This is a genomic window from Streptomyces sp. V4I2 (assembly GCF_030817655.1).
In the GTDB taxonomy this organism is placed as follows: domain Bacteria; phylum Actinomycetota; class Actinomycetes; order Streptomycetales; family Streptomycetaceae; genus Streptomyces; species Streptomyces plumbiresistens.
Map to the genome: position 1 here is coordinate 6469798 of NZ_JAUSZM010000003.1, position 15463 is coordinate 6485260.

A 15463-nucleotide genomic window follows, 5' to 3' on the forward strand; every position below is an offset into this window, starting at 1 on the left:
TCCAATGGCTGGACCCCAGCGCCGCGGTGGCGGTGCCGGTGGCGGCGAGCGGCGGGACCGGAAGGGTCGCGACGGTGGCGCTTCTGCTGCCGAGAAGACCGCGTACGTTGAGCGCGTTGTCGCGATCAACCGCGTCGCCAAGGTTGTGAAGGGTGGTCGTCGCTTCAGCTTCACCGCGCTGGTCGTGGTGGGCGATGGTGACGGCACCGTGGGTGTCGGTTACGGCAAGGCCAAGGAGGTGCCGGCCGCCATCGCCAAGGGTGTTGAGGAGGCCAAGAAGCACTTCTTCAAGGTCCCCCGTATCCAGGGCACCATCCCGCACCCGATCACGGGTGAGAAGGCTGCCGGCGTCGTGCTGCTCAAGCCCGCGTCTCCGGGTACCGGCGTTATCGCCGGTGGTCCGGTGCGTGCCGTGCTCGAGTGCGCCGGTATCCACGACATCCTGTCGAAGTCGCTCGGCTCGTCGAACGCGATCAACATCGTGCACGCGACCGTGGCGGCCCTGAAGGGCCTGCAGCGTCCCGAGGAGGTCGCGGCCCGCCGCGGTCTGCCGCTCGAGGACGTCGCTCCCGCGGCTCTGCTGCGTGCGCGTGCCGGGGCTGGTGCTGCGTAATGGCTCAGCTCAAGATCACGCAGACGAAGTCGTACATCGGCAGCAAGCAGAACCACCGTGACACCCTGCGCTCCCTTGGTCTCAAGGGGATCAACACGCAGGTCGTCAAGGAGGATCGTCCCGAGTTCCGCGGCATGGTGCACACCGTCCGCCACCTCGTGACGGTCGAGGAGGTCGACTGATCATGGCGGAGAACAACCCGCTCAAGATCCACAACCTCCGTCCCGCCCCGGGCGCCAAGACCGCCAAGACCCGTGTGGGTCGTGGTGAGGCGTCGAAGGGTAAGACGGCCGGTCGTGGTACCAAGGGCACGAAGGCCCGTTACCAGGTTCCGGAGCGCTTCGAGGGTGGCCAGATGCCCCTCCACATGCGTCTCCCGAAGCTCAAGGGCTTCAAGAACCCGTTCAAGACCGAGTTCCAGGTCGTGAACCTCGACAAGCTGGGCGAGCTGTACCCGGAGGGTGGCGAGGTCACCGTCGAGGGTCTCGTCGCCAAGGGTGCCGTTCGCAAGAACAGCCTCGTCAAGGTCCTCGGCCAGGGCGAGATCTCCGTGGCGCTGCAGGTGACGGTCGACGCCGTCTCCGGCTCCGCCAAGGAGAAGATCACCGCTGCCGGCGGTACCGTCACCGAGCTCGTCTGATTCCCTCGGACGTCTCGCTGACTTGAACGACCCCGACCGGGGATACCTCTTTTGTGGGTATCCCCGGCCGAAAAAGACCCGCCGATATTTCGGCGGGCCTTTTTCATATGAGGCGTGTCATGAGGCGGGTCATGAGACGTGTCACCGCACGCGTCTCCACACAGTTCGGCCGCTTTCGTAGAGGTGATTGATGCGAAATGCGGCGGTGTGTGAGGAAGAGACGATTCCTGGCCGTGGCGGAGAGCCGGTCCCGGGCGGCCGTCGTCGGGTTCGTCCGCTTCTTGCAAGGGGGTCGGCACTGTTAGAGTCCTGTGGTCCATCCATAGCTAGTGGTGACAGGTGTCTGTCTCCCTCAGCACTGTTGGGCGACCGTCTACTGGCTTTCAAGGCCTTGTCAACGACTAGCCTCCCTGCTCTGCGTGCGGGGGGCGCAGGAGGCTCCGTGCTCACCGCGTTCGCCCGGGCGTTCAGGACGCCCGACCTGCGCAAGAAGCTGCTCTTCACGCTCGGCATCATCGTGGTCTACCGAGTCGGCACGCATGTACCGATCCCGGGTGTCGACTACAAGAACGTACAGACCTGCATCGACCAGGCCAGCGCGAACCAGGGTCTGTTCGGGCTGGTCAACATGTTCAGTGGTGGCGCGCTGCTGCAGATCACGATTTTTGCGCTCGGCATCATGCCGTACATCACGGCGAGCATCATCCTGCAGCTGTTGACCGTCGTGATCCCGCGTCTGGAGGCCCTCAAGAAAGAGGGACAGGCCGGTACCGCGAAGATCACGCAGTACACCCGCTATCTGACGGTGGCGCTCGCCGTCCTGCAGGGCACCGGCCTGGTGGCCACCGCCCGCAGCGGTGCGCTCTTCAGCGGTTGCCCGGTCGCGACCTCGATCGTGCCCGACCGCTCGATCTTCACCACGATGACCATGGTCATCACGATGACCGCCGGCACCGCCGTCGTCATGTGGCTCGGTGAGATCATCACCGACCGCGGTATCGGCAACGGCATGTCGATCCTGATGTTCATCTCGATCGCCGCGACCTTCCCGTCCGCGCTGTGGGCCATCAAGCAGCAGGGCTCGCTGGCCGACGGCTGGATCGAGTTCGGCACGGTGATCCTGGTCGGTCTGGTCATGGTCGGCCTGGTGGTCTTCGTCGAGCAGGCCCAGCGCCGTGTCCCGGTGCAGTACGCGAAGCGGATGATCGGCCGCCGTTCCTACGGCGGTACCTCGACCTACATCCCGCTGAAGGTCAACCAGGCTGGTGTGATCCCGGTCATCTTCGCTTCGTCGCTGCTCTACATCCCGGCGTTGATCGTGCAGTTCTCCAACTCCAATGCCGGTTGGGCGACCTGGATCGAGAAGAACCTCGCGGATACGGCGGCCACGCCGCACATCATCCTGTACTTCTTCCTCATCGTGTTCTTCGCCTTCTTCTACGTGGCTATCTCGTTCAACCCCGAGGAAGTCGCGGACAACATGAAGAAGTATGGTGGCTTCATCCCGGGCATCCGGGCTGGCCGACCGACCGCTGAGTACCTGTCCTACGTACTCAACCGGATCACCTGGCCGGGTTCGCTGTACTTGGGGCTGATCGCTCTCGTGCCGACGATGGCGTTGGCTGGTTTCGGGGCAAACCAGAACTTCCCGTTCGGCGGGACCAGCATCCTGATCATCGTGGGTGTGGGTCTCGAGACGGTGAAGCAGATCGAGAGTCAGCTTCAGCAGCGCAATTACGAAGGGTTCCTCCGCTGATGCGTATCGTCCTCGTCGGGCCGCCGGGTGCCGGTAAGGGAACGCAGGCCGCGTTCCTCGCCCAGAACCTGTCGATCCCGCACATCTCCACGGGCGACCTGTTCCGGGCCAACATCAGCCAGCAGACGGAACTCGGCAAACTGGCGAAGTCCTACATGGACGCGGGCAACCTGGTCCCGGACGAGGTCACCATCGGGATGGCCAAGGACCGCATGGAGAAGCCGGACGCCGAGAACGGCTTCCTTCTCGACGGCTTCCCGCGGAACGTGTCGCAGGCCGAGGCGCTGGACGAGATGCTGCAGGACGAGGACATGAAGCTCGACGGGGTCCTGGACCTCGAGGTCCCCGAGAAAGAGGTCGTCAAGCGCATCGCCGGCCGTCGTATCTGCCGTAACGACTCGGCGCACGTCTTCCACGTGTCGTACAAGGCGCCGAAGCAGGACGGCGTCTGTGACGTCTGCGGCGGCGAGCTCTACCAGCGCGACGACGACTCCGAGGAGACCGTCCGCAAGCGGCTGGAGGTCTACCACACGCAGACCGAGCCGATCATCGACTACTACAAGGCGCAGGGCCTGGTGGTCACGATCTCGGCGCTCGGCAAGGTGGAGGACGTCACCGCGCGGGCCATGGAGGCCCTGAAGCGCGAGGACGTCGCGTAGCCGTTCTTCGTACATCCTTCTTCGTACGTGTCGCCGTAGCCGCGGTTCCCTTCCCAGGGGGCCGCGGCTGCTGCGTGGGTGCACGTATCGTTGAAGGCGCCCGTGACACCCCCGGTCCGAGAAAGGCCCCCGCCCCCATGGTGCAGATCAAGACCCCCGAGCAGATCGCCAAGATGCGTGAGGCGGGGCTGGTCGTGGCCGCCATCCACGCGGCGACGCGTGAGGCCGCGGTGCCCGGGGCCACGACGAAGGACCTGGACCAGGTCGCGCGCAAGGTGCTCGCGGAGCACAACGCGAAGCCGAACTTCCTCGGGTACGGCGGCTTCCCCGCGACGATCTGCACCTCGGTGAACGAGGTCGTGGTCCACGGCATCCCGTCCGACGAGGTCGTCCTCAAGGACGGCGACATCATCTCCATCGACTGCGGCGCGATCATCGACGGCTGGCACGGCGACGCCGCGTACACCGCCTTCGTGGGCTCCGGGCACGCTCCGGAGCTGATCGAGCTCTCCCGGGTGACCGAGGAGTCGATGTGGGCCGGCATCGCGGCCATGAAGCAGGGCAACCGGCTGGTGGACGTCTCCAAGGCCATCGAGACGTACATCCGGCGCCAGCCGAAGGCCGGCGGCGGTCGCTACGGCATCATCGAGGACTACGGCGGCCACGGCATCGGCACCGAGATGCACATGGACCCGCACCTGCTGAACTACGTCGACCGGCGCCGCGGCAAGGGCCCCAAGCTGGTCCCCGGCTTCTGCCTCGCCATCGAGCCGATGGTCTCCCTGGGCACCCCGAAGACGGAGGTCCTCCAGGACGACTGGACGGTCATCACCACCGACGGCACCTGGTCCTCCCACTGGGAGCACTCCGTCGCCCTCACGGAGCAGGGACCGCTGGTCCTGACGGCTCCGGACGGCGGCAAGGCGAAGCTCGCGGAGCACGGGATCACGGCGGCGCCGGACCCGCTGGCCTGAGCGCGTTCCGGGATGCGGGGTCCTGTCTTCCCAGGCCGACGCGTGCTTAGAGATCTCCGGCTCGGGGCAGACTCTCTCGATTCGTCATTCCGGGTGCGCTGACGTAGACTGACTCGTCGGCTCTCGTGCACCCGCATGTCCGCATGCGCCCGTAAGGGACGCAAAGGGAGTCGATCAAGGTAGTCGATTCGAAGGGCGAAGCGTGGCCAAGAAGCAAGGTGCCATCGAGATCGAGGGCACTGTCGTCGAGTCTCTTCCGAACGCCATGTTCAAGGTCGAGCTCCAGAACGGCCACCAGGTCCTGGCGCACATCAGCGGCAAGATGCGTATGCACTACATCCGTATCCTCCCTGACGACCGGGTCGTGGTGGAGCTGTCTCCGTACGACCTGACGCGTGGCCGGATCGTCTACCGGTACAAGTAGATCTTGCCTTTGCCCCGTTCCGGCGGGGTGGTGGCACTGACCCGGAGAACCTCACCCCATGAAGGTCAAGCCGAGCGTCAAGAAGATCTGCGACAAGTGCAGGGTGATCCGCCGTCACGGTCGGGTCATGGTCATCTGCGAGAACCCGCGCCACAAGCAGCGCCAGGGCTGACGCACGACCCACCCTCTGCTCACCGCAGAACTTCGCGCGACGCGAGCTGAACATGTTCATACGCAGGACCCAGGCATCGCGAGCGATCGCCTGACACCCCCGGTTCGGAGGCCGGGGACCCAGTTCGTACCTAATCTTTGAAACAAAAGAGGCCGGCGGCTGGGGGTCGGTTCTGTGGAAGACCTCCGAAGATCAACTGGAGCCATTGAATGGCACGCGTTTCCGGTGTTGACATCCCGCGCGAAAAGCGTGTGGAGGTCGCCCTGACCTACGTGTTCGGCATCGGCCGGACCCTTTCCCAGCTCACGCTGGCCGAGACCGGCATCAACCCGAACACCCGGGTTCGCGACCTCTCCGAGGAGGAGCTGGTCGCGATCCGCGAGTACGTCGACAACAACATCAAGACCGAGGGTGACCTCCGTCGCGAGGTCCAGGCCGACATCCGCCGCAAGGTGGAGATCGGCTGCTACCAGGGTCTCCGTCACCGTCGCGGTCTGCCTGTCCGCGGTCAGCGCACCAGCACGAACGCCCGCACCCGCAAGGGCCCGCGTCGCGCCATCGCCGGTAAGAAGAAGCCGGGCAAGAAGTAGTCCTCAGCGGACGCTTGAACAAGCGGTCTTCGCTGTAGGACCGACCACCTCCCGTAGGAGTTATAGATGCCCCCCAAGGGTCGTCAGGGCGCTGCCAAGAAGGTGCGCCGCAAGGAAAAGAAGAACGTCGCTCACGGCCACGCGCACATCAAGAGCACGTTCAACAACACGATCGTCTCGATCACGGACCCCTCGGGCAACGTGATCTCCTGGGCCTCCGCCGGCCACGTCGGCTTCAAGGGCTCGCGCAAGTCGACGCCCTTCGCCGCGCAGATGGCCGCCGAGTCGGCCGCCCGTCGCGCGCAGGAGCACGGCATGCGCAAGGTCGACGTCTTCGTGAAGGGCCCGGGCTCCGGTCGCGAGACCGCGATCCGCTCCCTCCAGGCCACTGGCCTCGAGGTCGGCTCCATCCAGGACGTCACCCCCACCCCGCACAACGGCTGCCGTCCGCCCAAGCGCCGCCGCGTCTGAGGCTCGGTTGTCTTGAGGTTGCGGGCGGTACGGCTCTTCGGAGGCGTGCCGCCCGTACCCTTGCAGAAGTAACAACATCGGGCTACCGCCCGGTGGGTAGGGCGTCAAATAGCGGGCGCCCATGACCGAAGGATCACCACATGCTGATTGCTCAGCGTCCGTCCTTGACCGAAGAGGTCGTCGACGAGTTCCGCTCCCGGTTCGTGATCGAGCCGCTGGAGCCGGGCTTCGGCTACACCCTCGGCAACTCCCTGCGTCGTACGCTCCTCTCCTCGATCCCGGGTGCGGCGGTCACGTCCATCCGTATCGACGGCGTTCTGCACGAGTTCACCACCGTGCCGGGCGTCAAGGAGGACGTCACCGACCTGATCCTCAACATCAAGCAGCTGGTCGTCTCCTCGGAGCACGACGAGCCGGTCGTGATGTACCTGCGCAAGCAGGGTCCGGGTCTGGTCACCGCCGCCGACATCGCGCCCCCGGCCGGTGTCGAGGTGCACAACCCCGACCTCGTCCTCGCCACGCTCAACGGCAAGGGCAAGCTGGAGATGGAACTGACGGTCGAGCGTGGCCGCGGTTACGTCTCCGCCGTGCAGAACAAGCAGGTCGGTCAGGAGATCGGGCGTATCCCGGTCGACTCGATCTACTCGCCGGTTCTCAAGGTCACCTACAAGGTCGAGGCGACCCGTGTCGAGCAGCGCACCGACTTCGACAAGCTGATCGTCGACGTCGAGACCAAGCAGGCCATGCGTCCGCGTGACGCCATGGCGTCGGCCGGCAAGACCCTGGTCGAGCTGTTCGGTCTGGCCCGTGAGCTCAACATCGACGCCGAGGGCATCGACATGGGCCCGTCCCCCACGGACGCCGCCCTTGCCGCTGATCTCGCCCTGCCGATCGAGGAGCTCGAGCTCACCGTCCGTTCGTACAACTGCCTCAAGCGCGAGGGCATCCACTCCGTGGGTGAGCTCGTGGCGCGTTCCGAGGCCGACCTGCTCGACATCCGCAACTTCGGTGCGAAGTCGATCGACGAGGTCAAGGCGAAGCTGGCCGGCATGGGCCTGGCCCTGAAGGACAGCCCGCCCGGATTCGACCCGACCGCCGCCGCCGACGCCTTCGGCGCCGACGACGACGTGGACGCGGGCTTCGTGGAGACCGAGCAGTACTGATCGGCACCACCTCCGGGGGTCTCGCTGAGGCCCCCGGATCTTCGACGGGCGACCGCCCGCTCGGATACTGACCCCGGTACCTGATACGGCCGGGGCAGACACCTAGGAGAAACACCATGCCGAAGCCCACCAAGGGTGCCCGTATGGGCGGCAGTGCCGCGCACGAGAAGCTGCTTCTCGCGAACCTCGCGAAGTCGCTGTTCGAGCACGGCCGTATCACCACCACCGAGGCGAAGGCGCGCAAGCTGCGTCCGTACGCCGAGCGGCTGGTCACCAAGGCGAAGAAGGGCGACCTTCACAACCGCCGTCAGGTGCTCCAGGTGATCACGGACAAGAGCATCGTGCACACGCTCTTCACCGAGATCGGCCCGCGCTACGAGAACCGCCCGGGTGGCTACACCCGCATCACCAAGATCGGTAACCGCCGTGGCGACAACGCGCCCATGGCTGTCATCGAGCTGGTCGAGGCGCTGACGGTCGCGCAGCAGGCGACCGGCGAGGCCGAGGCCGCCACCCAGCGTGCCGCCAAGGACGCCGAGGCTGTCACCGAGGCTCCGGCCGCCGAGGAGACCAAGGTCGACGTGACCAAGGCCGACGAGGCTGTCGAGGACGCGGCTCCGGCCGAGGAGTCCAAGGACGCCTGAGGTTGAACCTCGCATGGAGCGGGTCTGCCCCCTTGGGGCGGGCCCGCTTTCACGTTTTTGAAAGCGATGCAGCGCTGAGAGGATCTAGGGGTGAGTGACGAAGTACAGCCCGGGTTCGTACGGGTGCGTTTGGACCTCTCGTACGACGGGACCGCGTTCTCCGGGTGGGCCAAGCAGGCCGGGGGACGGCGGACCGTGCAGGGGGAGATCGAGGATGCCCTGCGGACGGTGACGCGGTCGCGGGAGACGACGTACGAGCTGACCGTGGCCGGGCGGACCGACGCCGGGGTGCATGCCAGGGGCCAGGTCGCCCATGTCGATCTGCCTCGGGAAGTCTGGGCCGAGCAGCACGGGAAGCTGCTCAAGCGGCTCGCCGGGCGGCTGTCCAAGGACGTACGGGTGTGGGCCCTGCGGGAGGCACCCAGCGGCTTCAACGCCCGCTTCTCCGCGGTCTGGCGGCGGTACGCCTATCGCGTGACCGACAACCCCGGCGGCGTCGACCCCCTGCTGCGGAGCCATGTGCTCTGGCACGACTGGCCCCTCGACGTCGACGCGATGAACGAGGCCGCGGGGCGGCTCCTCGGGGAGCACGACTTCGCCGCCTACTGCAAGAAGCGCGAGGGCGCGACCACCATTCGTACGCTCCAGCAGCTGAGCCTGGAGCGAGGGGACGACGGGATCATCACCGCCACGGTCCGCGCCGACGCCTTCTGCCACAACATGGTGCGGTCGCTGATCGGTGCGCTGCTGTTCGTGGGGGACGGACACCGTCCGCCCGACTGGCCGGGCAAGGTGCTCGCCGCCGGCGTACGGGACTCCGCCGTGCACGTCGTACGGCCGCACGGGCTGACGCTGGAGGAAGTCGGCTATCCGGCCGACGAGTTGCTGGCCGCGCGGAACCTGGAGGCGCGGAACCGGCGGTCTCTGCCGTCGGGGGGCGGGTGCTGCGGCTAGTACTCCGGCCGCGCGGGGCGGCCGGGCGTCAGCCGGAACGCACCGCACCCGCCCTGAACGTCTCCTGGGAATCCCGGTGACGGTGACGGTGACGGGGTCGAGCCGAGGTCCGGGCAGGTCTCGTCACTCGTTGGCCGCCGCCGACGCCTGGGCCTCGCCGCGTCGCCGGATCTGGCGGAACGTGAACTCGCCGAGGTCGTCGCCGGTGGTGAAGACGGCGGTGTCCTTCGTCGTCACGTCCTTGCCGTTGGTGAAGCCGGCGATCGTGAAGTAGGCGTAGCGGCCGTAGGAGTTGGTGGTCGAGCGGCAGACCGCGGAGTTGCAGAACTCCTTGACGCCGTCGCCGGCCAGGGACGCGACGATGCTCTTGGTGTCGGCGTCCTTCTTGGCCTTGACTGCCTGTGCCTCGGTGTCGAAGACCGCCACGCCGACCGTGACCGCGACGCCGTCCTTGGTGTAGGTGACGCGCATCAGGCGGGTGCAGTCGTTGTCGTTGAGGACCTTCACGAGGGTGCCCTTGGCCGCCGCGGCGCAGCTCTTGGTGTCGGCCGTCGCGCCCTTCTTGTAGACGGTCGTGCCCATGGTCAGCTGCGTGCCCGGGAACAGGATGTTCGGGCCGATCGGGGCCGTGTCCTTGTTCTTGCTGGACACGAACTCCTTCGGGTCCAGCGGCGGCGGGGCGCTGGTCGGCTCGAACGACGGCTCCGCGGTCCCCGTCCCGCTCGGAATGTCCGCACTGTTGGGGAGAGTGGACGGCCGGCCCGATCCCTCGGGGTCGCCGTCCGCCGACACCACGGCCATCGCCACGGCCGTGCCGATCGCCAGCGTGGCCAGTGCGCCGCCACCGATGAACAGCAGCCGGCGCCGCTTGGCGCGCGTCTCGGAGGCCTCGGCGAGCGCGGCCCAGTCCGGGGCGCCGCCGGAGTCGCCGCCGTTCCACGGCTGCTGGGATTGCGGTGTCCAGGGATCCCACTGGGACTGGGGTCCCCCCTGCTGCCCATAGCTCATGAGCCGCATCTTAGACGGCGGAAGCGGTGTGCCGGTCCGCCTCAAGGGGCTCTGGAACACCTGGCGTTCGCTCGGTGAGCGAGCACAAAGGCGACATCTCCGGGTGGTTGGTGCGAAGGGTGACCCGGCAGGTGTGGGTGGGTCGGCGGCGATACCGGGCGCCCTCGCGACGCCTACGGTACGGCTGACCTCGGACGGCGGACCGGACGACGCCGTCGTCGTCCGGTCCGCGCGCACCTGGACGGCGACCGGGTCTGTGCCCTGCGTCTCCATGGCCTGCTCCTCCTGTCAGACTGGACGGCGCCTGCGGCTGTTGTCACGTTGTGTGCACCGGTGATCACCGTGGTGTCCCACGGGAGGATCCGGCGGTGTGCGGGGCGGGTAGAATCGGTTCGGACGGCTGCAGTCGCCTCGTTTTGACCCGTACGGGCCAGCGCAGGTATCCTGCTTCTTCGTTGTGTATTGGCTTGCTCATTCTCACGGGACGGGCCCTTACACCGGTCCACCGGGCCGATGACCAGCGACCCCACGCACGCGGTATGCGTCGCCGCCGTGGGCCCAGGCTGTCGTGATCGTTTCGGTGACCTTGTTTAGGACCATTCACTCGAAGCGAAGGCTACGAACCGTGCGTACGTACAGCCCCAAGCCCGGCGATGTGACGCGCCAGTGGCACGTCATCGACGCTCAGGACGTTGTCCTGGGTCGTCTCGCCACCACCGCCGCCACGCTTCTGCGGGGCAAGCACAAGCCGATCTACGCCCCTCACGTCGACACCGGTGACTTCGTCATCATCATCAACGCCGACAAGGTGCACCTCTCCGGCAACAAGCGGACCCAGAAGATGGCCTACCGCCACTCGGGCTACCCGGGTGGTCTGCGCTCCGTCCGTTACGACGAGCTGCTCGACAAGAACCCCGAGAAGGCCGTCGAGAAGGCCATCAAGGGCATGCTCCCCAAGAACACTCTGGGCCGTCAGATGCTCTCGAAGCTGAAGGTCTACAAGGGTGACCAGCACCCGCACGCCGCCCAGCAGCCGGTGCCGTTCGAGATCACCCAGGTCGCGCAGTAAGTCCGGCCACCCCTAAGACCGAACAGAATCTGAGGAGAATCGTGGCCGAGACCACCGTTGAGCAGCCGGTCGAAGAGACCGAGACCGAGCTCGTCGACATTGACAGCTACACCACCGAGTCCGAGGTCCCCGTCGAGGGTGAGTACACCTCGGAGTCCCTCGCAGGCCGCTTCGGCGACCCGCAGCCGGCCGCCGGCCTGGGCCGTCGCAAGAACGCCATCGCCCGCGTCCGGATCGTCCCGGGCTCCGGCAAGTGGAAGATCAACGGTCGCACCCTTGAGGACTACTTCCCCAACAAGGTGCACCAGCAGGAAGTCAACGAGCCCTTCAAGGTGCTCGAGCTCGAAGGCCGCTACGACGTCATCGCCCGCATCGCGGGTGGCGGTGTCTCCGGTCAGGCCGGTGCGCTCCGTCTCGGTGTCGCCCGCGCGCTGAACGAGGCCGACGTGGACAACAACCGCGGCGCCCTCAAGAAGGCCGGGTTCCTCCGTCGCGACGACCGTGCGGTCGAGCGCAAGAAGGCCGGTCTCAAGAAGGCCCGCAAGGCCCCGCAGTACAGCAAGCGTTAAGCTTCGCTGCCTGCTCGTACTCGCGGTACTACCAGCAGTACGCAGTACGTCCGAACGCCCCGGCGGCACGCCACAGTGCCGTCGGGGCGTTCGTTTTATCACAGTCATGGGCGTATAACGGCACAAGACGTTCAAGGGCTTGTGTGATCGCGTGATCTCCGAAAGTGACGCTTTATCCAGGAGGACAAGTGGGACGACTCTTCGGCACGGACGGCGTGCGCGGTGTCGCCAACGCGGATCTGACGGCCGAGATGGCGCTCGGCCTCTCCGTGGCCGCGGCGCACGTACTGGCCGAGGCGGGAACCTTCGAGGGCCATCGGCCGACGGCCGTGGTCGGACGGGACCCGCGCGCGTCCGGGGAGTTCCTGGAGGCCGCGGTGGTCGCGGGCCTCGCCAGCGCGGGCGTCGACGTCCTGAAGGTGGGCGTGCTGCCCACTCCGGCGGTCGCCTACCTCACGGCCGACCTCGGCGCCGACCTCGGTGTCATGCTCTCCGCCAGCCACAACGCCATGCCCGACAACGGCGTGAAGTTCCTCGCCCGCGGCGGGCACAAGCTCGACGACGAGCTGGAGGAGCGGATCGAGGCCGTCTACGAGGAGCACCGCACCGGCGCCCCCTGGGACCGGCCGACGGGCTCGGGCGTGGGGCGCGTGCGGACGTATGACGAAGGGGCCGAGAAGTACGTCTCCCACCTCGTCGGCGTTCTCCCGAACCGGCTCGACGGGCTGAAGATCGTCCTCGACGAGGCGCACGGCGCGGCCGCCCAGGTCTCGCCCGAGGCGTTCACCCGGGCCGGCGCCGAGGTCATCACCATCGGTGCCGATCCGACCGGGCTCAACATCAACGAGGGCTGTGGCTCCACCCACCTCGGCCTCCTCAAGGCCGCGGTCCTCGAACACGGTGCCGCGTTCGGCATCGCGCACGACGGGGACGCGGACCGGTGCCTCGCCGTCGACCACACCGGTGAGGAGGTGGACGGCGACCAGATCATGGCCGTACTCGCGCTTGCGATGCGGGAGCGTTCCGCACTGCGCTCCGGCACCGTTGTCGCGACGGTCATGTCGAACCTCGGGTTCAAGCTGGCGCTGGAGCGGGAGGGGCTGAAGCTCGTCCAGACGGCGGTGGGTGACCGGTATGTGCTCGAGGAGATGAAGGAGCACGGGTACGCGCTGGGAGGCGAGCAGTCCGGGCACGTGATCATCCTCGATCACGCGACCACCGGGGACGGCACGCTGACCGGGCTGCTGCTGGCCGCGCGGGTCGCGGAGAGCGGGCGGTCGTTGCGGGAGCTGGCGGCTGTGATGGAGCGGTTGCCGCAGGTGCTGATCAATGTGCCGGATGTTGATCGGTCCCGGGTCGGTACGTCCGCGGAGTTGACGACGGCTGTTGCTGACGCGGAGCGGGAGCTCGGGGCTACGGGGCGGGTGTTGCTGCGGCCTTCCGGGACCGAGCCGTTGGTTCGGGTGATGGTCGAGGCGGCTGATATTGATCAGGCTCGGTCTGTGGCCGGGCGGTTGGCCGATGCGGTGAAGTCGGCGCTGGGGTAGGTCTTTCCGGGTTCGGGGTGGGGGGGTCTGTGCTTTGCGGGCTGCGGCTGCGGCTGCGGCTGCGTCGTGGCTGGTCGCGCCCACGCGGCGGAGCCGCATATGGACAGAGCCCCGCGCCCCTGAGGGGCGTAGCTCAACTCCGGTGTTTCAGAGTGCCGTTCGTTTGCGCTGGGTCGACCAGAGCCACTTCTGGAGCATGAGGGTCAGGGTGCCGGCCAGGATGATGCCCAAGAGGTTCAGCAGGAGCTGTTCCGAGGAGCGCCAGGCCTGGTTGGTGTCGCTGTAGATCAGGGCGACGGCCGCGTTGGCGGCTGCGGGGACCGTCGTCACCGAGATGGCTACGCCAACAAGGGCGCCGGACTTGGCGGACGTCAGGGAGAGGGTGCCGGCGGCTCCGGCGAGGACGGCCACGACGAACGAGAACCAGTCCGGGGCGTAGATGAAGCCGGTGTTGGGGCGGTCGGCCTCCAACAGGTCCTTGGTGAACAGGCCGACGGCGTCCATGAAGAGGCTGAAGCCGACCGTCACCGCCATCGCCACCGCGAACCCCACCAGCAGGGCGATCAACGAACGCAGTGCCAGGCGTGGCGCGCGCTGTACCGCGGCCGTGCAGATACCGGCCAGCGGGCCGAACTCCGGGCCGACCGCCATCGCGCCGACGATCAGGATCGCGTTGTCCAGGACCACACCGCAGGCCGCGATCATCGTGGCGAGCGTGATGAACGCGAGGTAGGTGACGGAGAGGGTCGACTCCTCGTGCGTCGCGTCCGTCAGGTGGTCCCACAGGACCGCGTCCGCGCCCTCGCCGGGTGCGTCCTCCTCGGCCCGGTCGGCGCGCTTGGACAGGGACAGGTCGATGTTCTCGACGGCGATGGAGCCGCAGTCCTCGAGGCCCAACCTCTGGAGACCGGTGAGGAGTTCGTCTCCCGCCTCGCGGGCCACGTCGCACATCACCACGTCTCCGGCCGGGTCGCGGGCGGCGCCCGGCATGACGACGAGGTGCGCGGTGCCGACCGTCTTCTCGATCAGGCGCACCACTTCGTCGGTCTTGCCGGATGGGGTGATCAGACGCAGATGCAGCATGGGGTCTTTCTAACAGGCCCTGGTTACGGCGTCACAGCTTGCGCAGGCTCAGGCGCTGGACCTTGTGGTCCGGGCCCTTGCGGATGATGAGGGTGGCGCGGCCGCGGGTCGGGGCCACGTTCTCGATCAGGTTCGGACGGTTGATGGTCCGCCAGGTCGTGCGGGCGTAGTCGAGGGCCTCCTCCTCGGACACCTGGGTGTACTTGCGGAAGTACGAGGAGGGGTTCTGGAAGGCGGTCGCGCGCAGCTTCTTGAAGCGGTTGAGGTACCAGCGCTCGATGTCCTCGGCGCGGGCGTCGACGTACACGCTGAAGTCGAAGTAGTCGGCGAGACCGACCCGGGTGCGGCCGTCCTTGCCGGGCAGGGCGGGCTGGAGGACGTTCAGGCCCTCGACGATCAGGATGTCGGGGCGGCGGACCGTGAGCCGCTGGTCCGGGACGATGTCGTAGATGAGGTGGGAGTAGACCGGGGCCGTCACCTCGTCCTTGCCCGCCTTGATGTCGGCGACGAAACGGGTCAGGGCGCGGCGGTCGTACGACTCGGGGAAACCTTTCCGCGACATGAGGCCGCGGGCCTGGAGCTCCTTGGTGGGCAACAGGAAGCCGTCGGTGGTGACTAGTTCGACGCGCGGGTGCTCGGGCCAGCGCGAGAGCAGGGCCTGGAGGAGGCGGGCGACCGTGGACTTTCCCACGGCGACCGAGCCGGCGACCCCTATGACGAACGGGGTGCCGGACTGGGAGCCCTGTTCGCCGAGGAAGGTGTTCAGGGCACCGCGCAGGCCGTCGGTGGCCCCGATGTAGAGGTTCAGGAGCCGGGACAGCGGGAGGTAGATGTCCCGCACCTCGTCGAGGTCGATGACGTCGCCGAGGCCGCGCAGCTTCTCGACCTCCTCGGCGGTGAGCGGCAGCGGCGTCTTCTCGCGCAGCGCACTCCACTCGGCTCGGGTGAGGTCGACGTAGGGAGTCGCCTCCGGCCTGTGCCGGTGGGCGCTCCGGGGCATCGGGGAGACCGGAGAGATCACAGTCCATTGTTACGGCAGTACGAACGGATGGCGGGGTGGGGTCCGTCACGCATCAGGATTCGGGGCGAACCCGGGCAAGACGGGGAATGTCAGTGCCGTGCGTCAC

The 15463-nt window shown here is 67.2% G+C and carries 19 protein-coding genes; 16 read left to right on the plus strand and 3 right to left on the minus strand.

The genetic code is table 11. The features are described 5' to 3' along the window. Positions 1-4: 4 nt before the first annotated feature. The 13 genes from rpsE to truA all read left to right on the plus strand — a co-directional run bounded on the left by rpsE (position 5) and on the right by truA (position 9060). Positions 5-613: a 30S ribosomal protein S5 gene (gene rpsE / locus QFZ76_RS30800; protein ID WP_307676745.1), complete on the plus strand. Its 609-nt coding sequence runs from the start codon at positions 5-7 to the stop codon at positions 611-613. Beyond that, positions 613-795 carry a 50S ribosomal protein L30 gene (gene rpmD, locus QFZ76_RS30805; protein ID WP_005481207.1) on the plus strand — a complete coding sequence of 61 codons (183 nt, stop codon included), beginning with the start codon at positions 613-615 and terminating at the stop codon, positions 793-795. Before rpsE ends, rpmD begins: the two co-directional genes overlap by 1 nt. A gap of 2 nt (positions 796-797) precedes the next feature. Continuing rightward, positions 798-1253 carry a 50S ribosomal protein L15 gene (rplO, locus tag QFZ76_RS30810; RefSeq protein WP_307676746.1) on the plus strand — a complete coding sequence of 152 codons (456 nt, stop codon included), beginning with the start codon at positions 798-800 and terminating at the stop codon, positions 1251-1253. Between the two features lie 442 nt (positions 1254-1695). Next, on the plus strand, positions 1696-3009 hold the full coding sequence (secY, locus tag QFZ76_RS30815; protein ID WP_307680176.1) for a preprotein translocase subunit SecY: 1314 nt from the start codon (positions 1696-1698) through the stop codon (positions 3007-3009). Beyond that, a complete protein-coding gene (locus tag QFZ76_RS30820) occupies positions 3009-3668 on the plus strand; it encodes an adenylate kinase (protein ID WP_307676747.1) in 660 nt (219 codons plus the stop codon). The genes secY and QFZ76_RS30820 overlap by 1 nt, the downstream gene beginning before the upstream one ends. A 137-nt stretch (positions 3669-3805) precedes the next feature. Further along, positions 3806-4642 (plus strand): type I methionyl aminopeptidase, encoded by an 837-nt coding sequence (map, locus tag QFZ76_RS30825; RefSeq protein WP_307676748.1) that lies wholly within the window; start codon positions 3806-3808, stop codon positions 4640-4642. Positions 4643-4844: 202 nt separating this feature from the next. Continuing rightward, positions 4845-5066, plus strand: a complete 222-nt coding sequence (gene infA / locus QFZ76_RS30830) for a translation initiation factor IF-1 (protein WP_003948620.1) — start codon at positions 4845-4847, stop codon at positions 5064-5066. 58 nt (positions 5067-5124) lie between these two features. Further along, positions 5125-5238 (plus strand): 50S ribosomal protein L36, encoded by a 114-nt coding sequence (gene rpmJ, locus QFZ76_RS30835; protein WP_003998809.1) that lies wholly within the window; start codon positions 5125-5127, stop codon positions 5236-5238. Between the two features lie 209 nt (positions 5239-5447). Next, entirely contained in the window at positions 5448-5828 is a 381-nt protein-coding gene (gene rpsM, locus QFZ76_RS30840; RefSeq protein ID WP_266435005.1) for a 30S ribosomal protein S13, read from the plus strand. 66 nt (positions 5829-5894) lie between these two features. Beyond that, positions 5895-6299 (plus strand): 30S ribosomal protein S11, encoded by a 405-nt coding sequence (rpsK, locus tag QFZ76_RS30845; RefSeq protein WP_003956432.1) that lies wholly within the window; start codon positions 5895-5897, stop codon positions 6297-6299. Positions 6300-6439: 140 nt separating this feature from the next. Then, the gene (locus QFZ76_RS30850; protein ID WP_019055532.1) at positions 6440-7462 is read left to right on the plus strand and encodes a DNA-directed RNA polymerase subunit alpha; all 1023 of its coding nucleotides are present in this window, start codon (positions 6440-6442) and stop codon (positions 7460-7462) included. 116 nt (positions 7463-7578) lie between these two features. Beyond that, positions 7579-8106, plus strand: a complete 528-nt coding sequence (gene rplQ, locus QFZ76_RS30855) for a 50S ribosomal protein L17 (RefSeq protein WP_307676749.1) — start codon at positions 7579-7581, stop codon at positions 8104-8106. A gap of 90 nt (positions 8107-8196) precedes the next feature. Beyond that, positions 8197-9060, plus strand: coding sequence for a tRNA pseudouridine(38-40) synthase TruA (gene truA, locus QFZ76_RS30860; RefSeq protein WP_307676750.1), 864 nt, complete (start codon positions 8197-8199; stop codon positions 9058-9060). A gap of 123 nt (positions 9061-9183) precedes the next feature. Here truA and QFZ76_RS30865 read toward each other — a convergent pair whose 3' ends face one another. Beyond that, positions 9184-10068, minus strand: coding sequence for a hypothetical protein (locus QFZ76_RS30865; RefSeq protein WP_307676751.1), 885 nt, complete (start codon positions 10066-10068; stop codon positions 9184-9186). Positions 10069-10693: 625 nt separating this feature from the next. Here QFZ76_RS30865 and rplM point away from each other — a divergent pair. The 3 genes from rplM to glmM all read left to right on the plus strand — a co-directional run bounded on the left by rplM (position 10694) and on the right by glmM (position 13253). After that, positions 10694-11137, plus strand: coding sequence for a 50S ribosomal protein L13 (gene rplM, locus QFZ76_RS30870; protein ID WP_266434995.1), 444 nt, complete (start codon positions 10694-10696; stop codon positions 11135-11137). Between the two features lie 41 nt (positions 11138-11178). After that, complete coding sequence (gene rpsI, locus QFZ76_RS30875) at positions 11179-11706, plus strand: 30S ribosomal protein S9 (RefSeq protein ID WP_266434993.1); 528 nt, start codon at positions 11179-11181, stop codon at positions 11704-11706. A gap of 188 nt (positions 11707-11894) precedes the next feature. Next, positions 11895-13253 carry a phosphoglucosamine mutase gene (gene glmM, locus QFZ76_RS30880; protein ID WP_307676752.1) on the plus strand — a complete coding sequence of 453 codons (1359 nt, stop codon included), beginning with the start codon at positions 11895-11897 and terminating at the stop codon, positions 13251-13253. A gap of 147 nt (positions 13254-13400) precedes the next feature. Here glmM and QFZ76_RS30885 read toward each other — a convergent pair whose 3' ends face one another. Both QFZ76_RS30885 and coaA read right to left on the minus strand, forming a co-directional pair. Next, positions 13401-14336, minus strand: coding sequence for a DUF389 domain-containing protein (locus QFZ76_RS30885; RefSeq protein ID WP_307676753.1), 936 nt, complete (start codon positions 14334-14336; stop codon positions 13401-13403). Positions 14337-14367: 31 nt separating this feature from the next. Continuing rightward, positions 14368-15336, minus strand: coding sequence for a type I pantothenate kinase (gene coaA / locus QFZ76_RS30890; RefSeq protein ID WP_266434987.1), 969 nt, complete (start codon positions 15334-15336; stop codon positions 14368-14370). Positions 15337-15463: the final 127 nt, after the last annotated feature.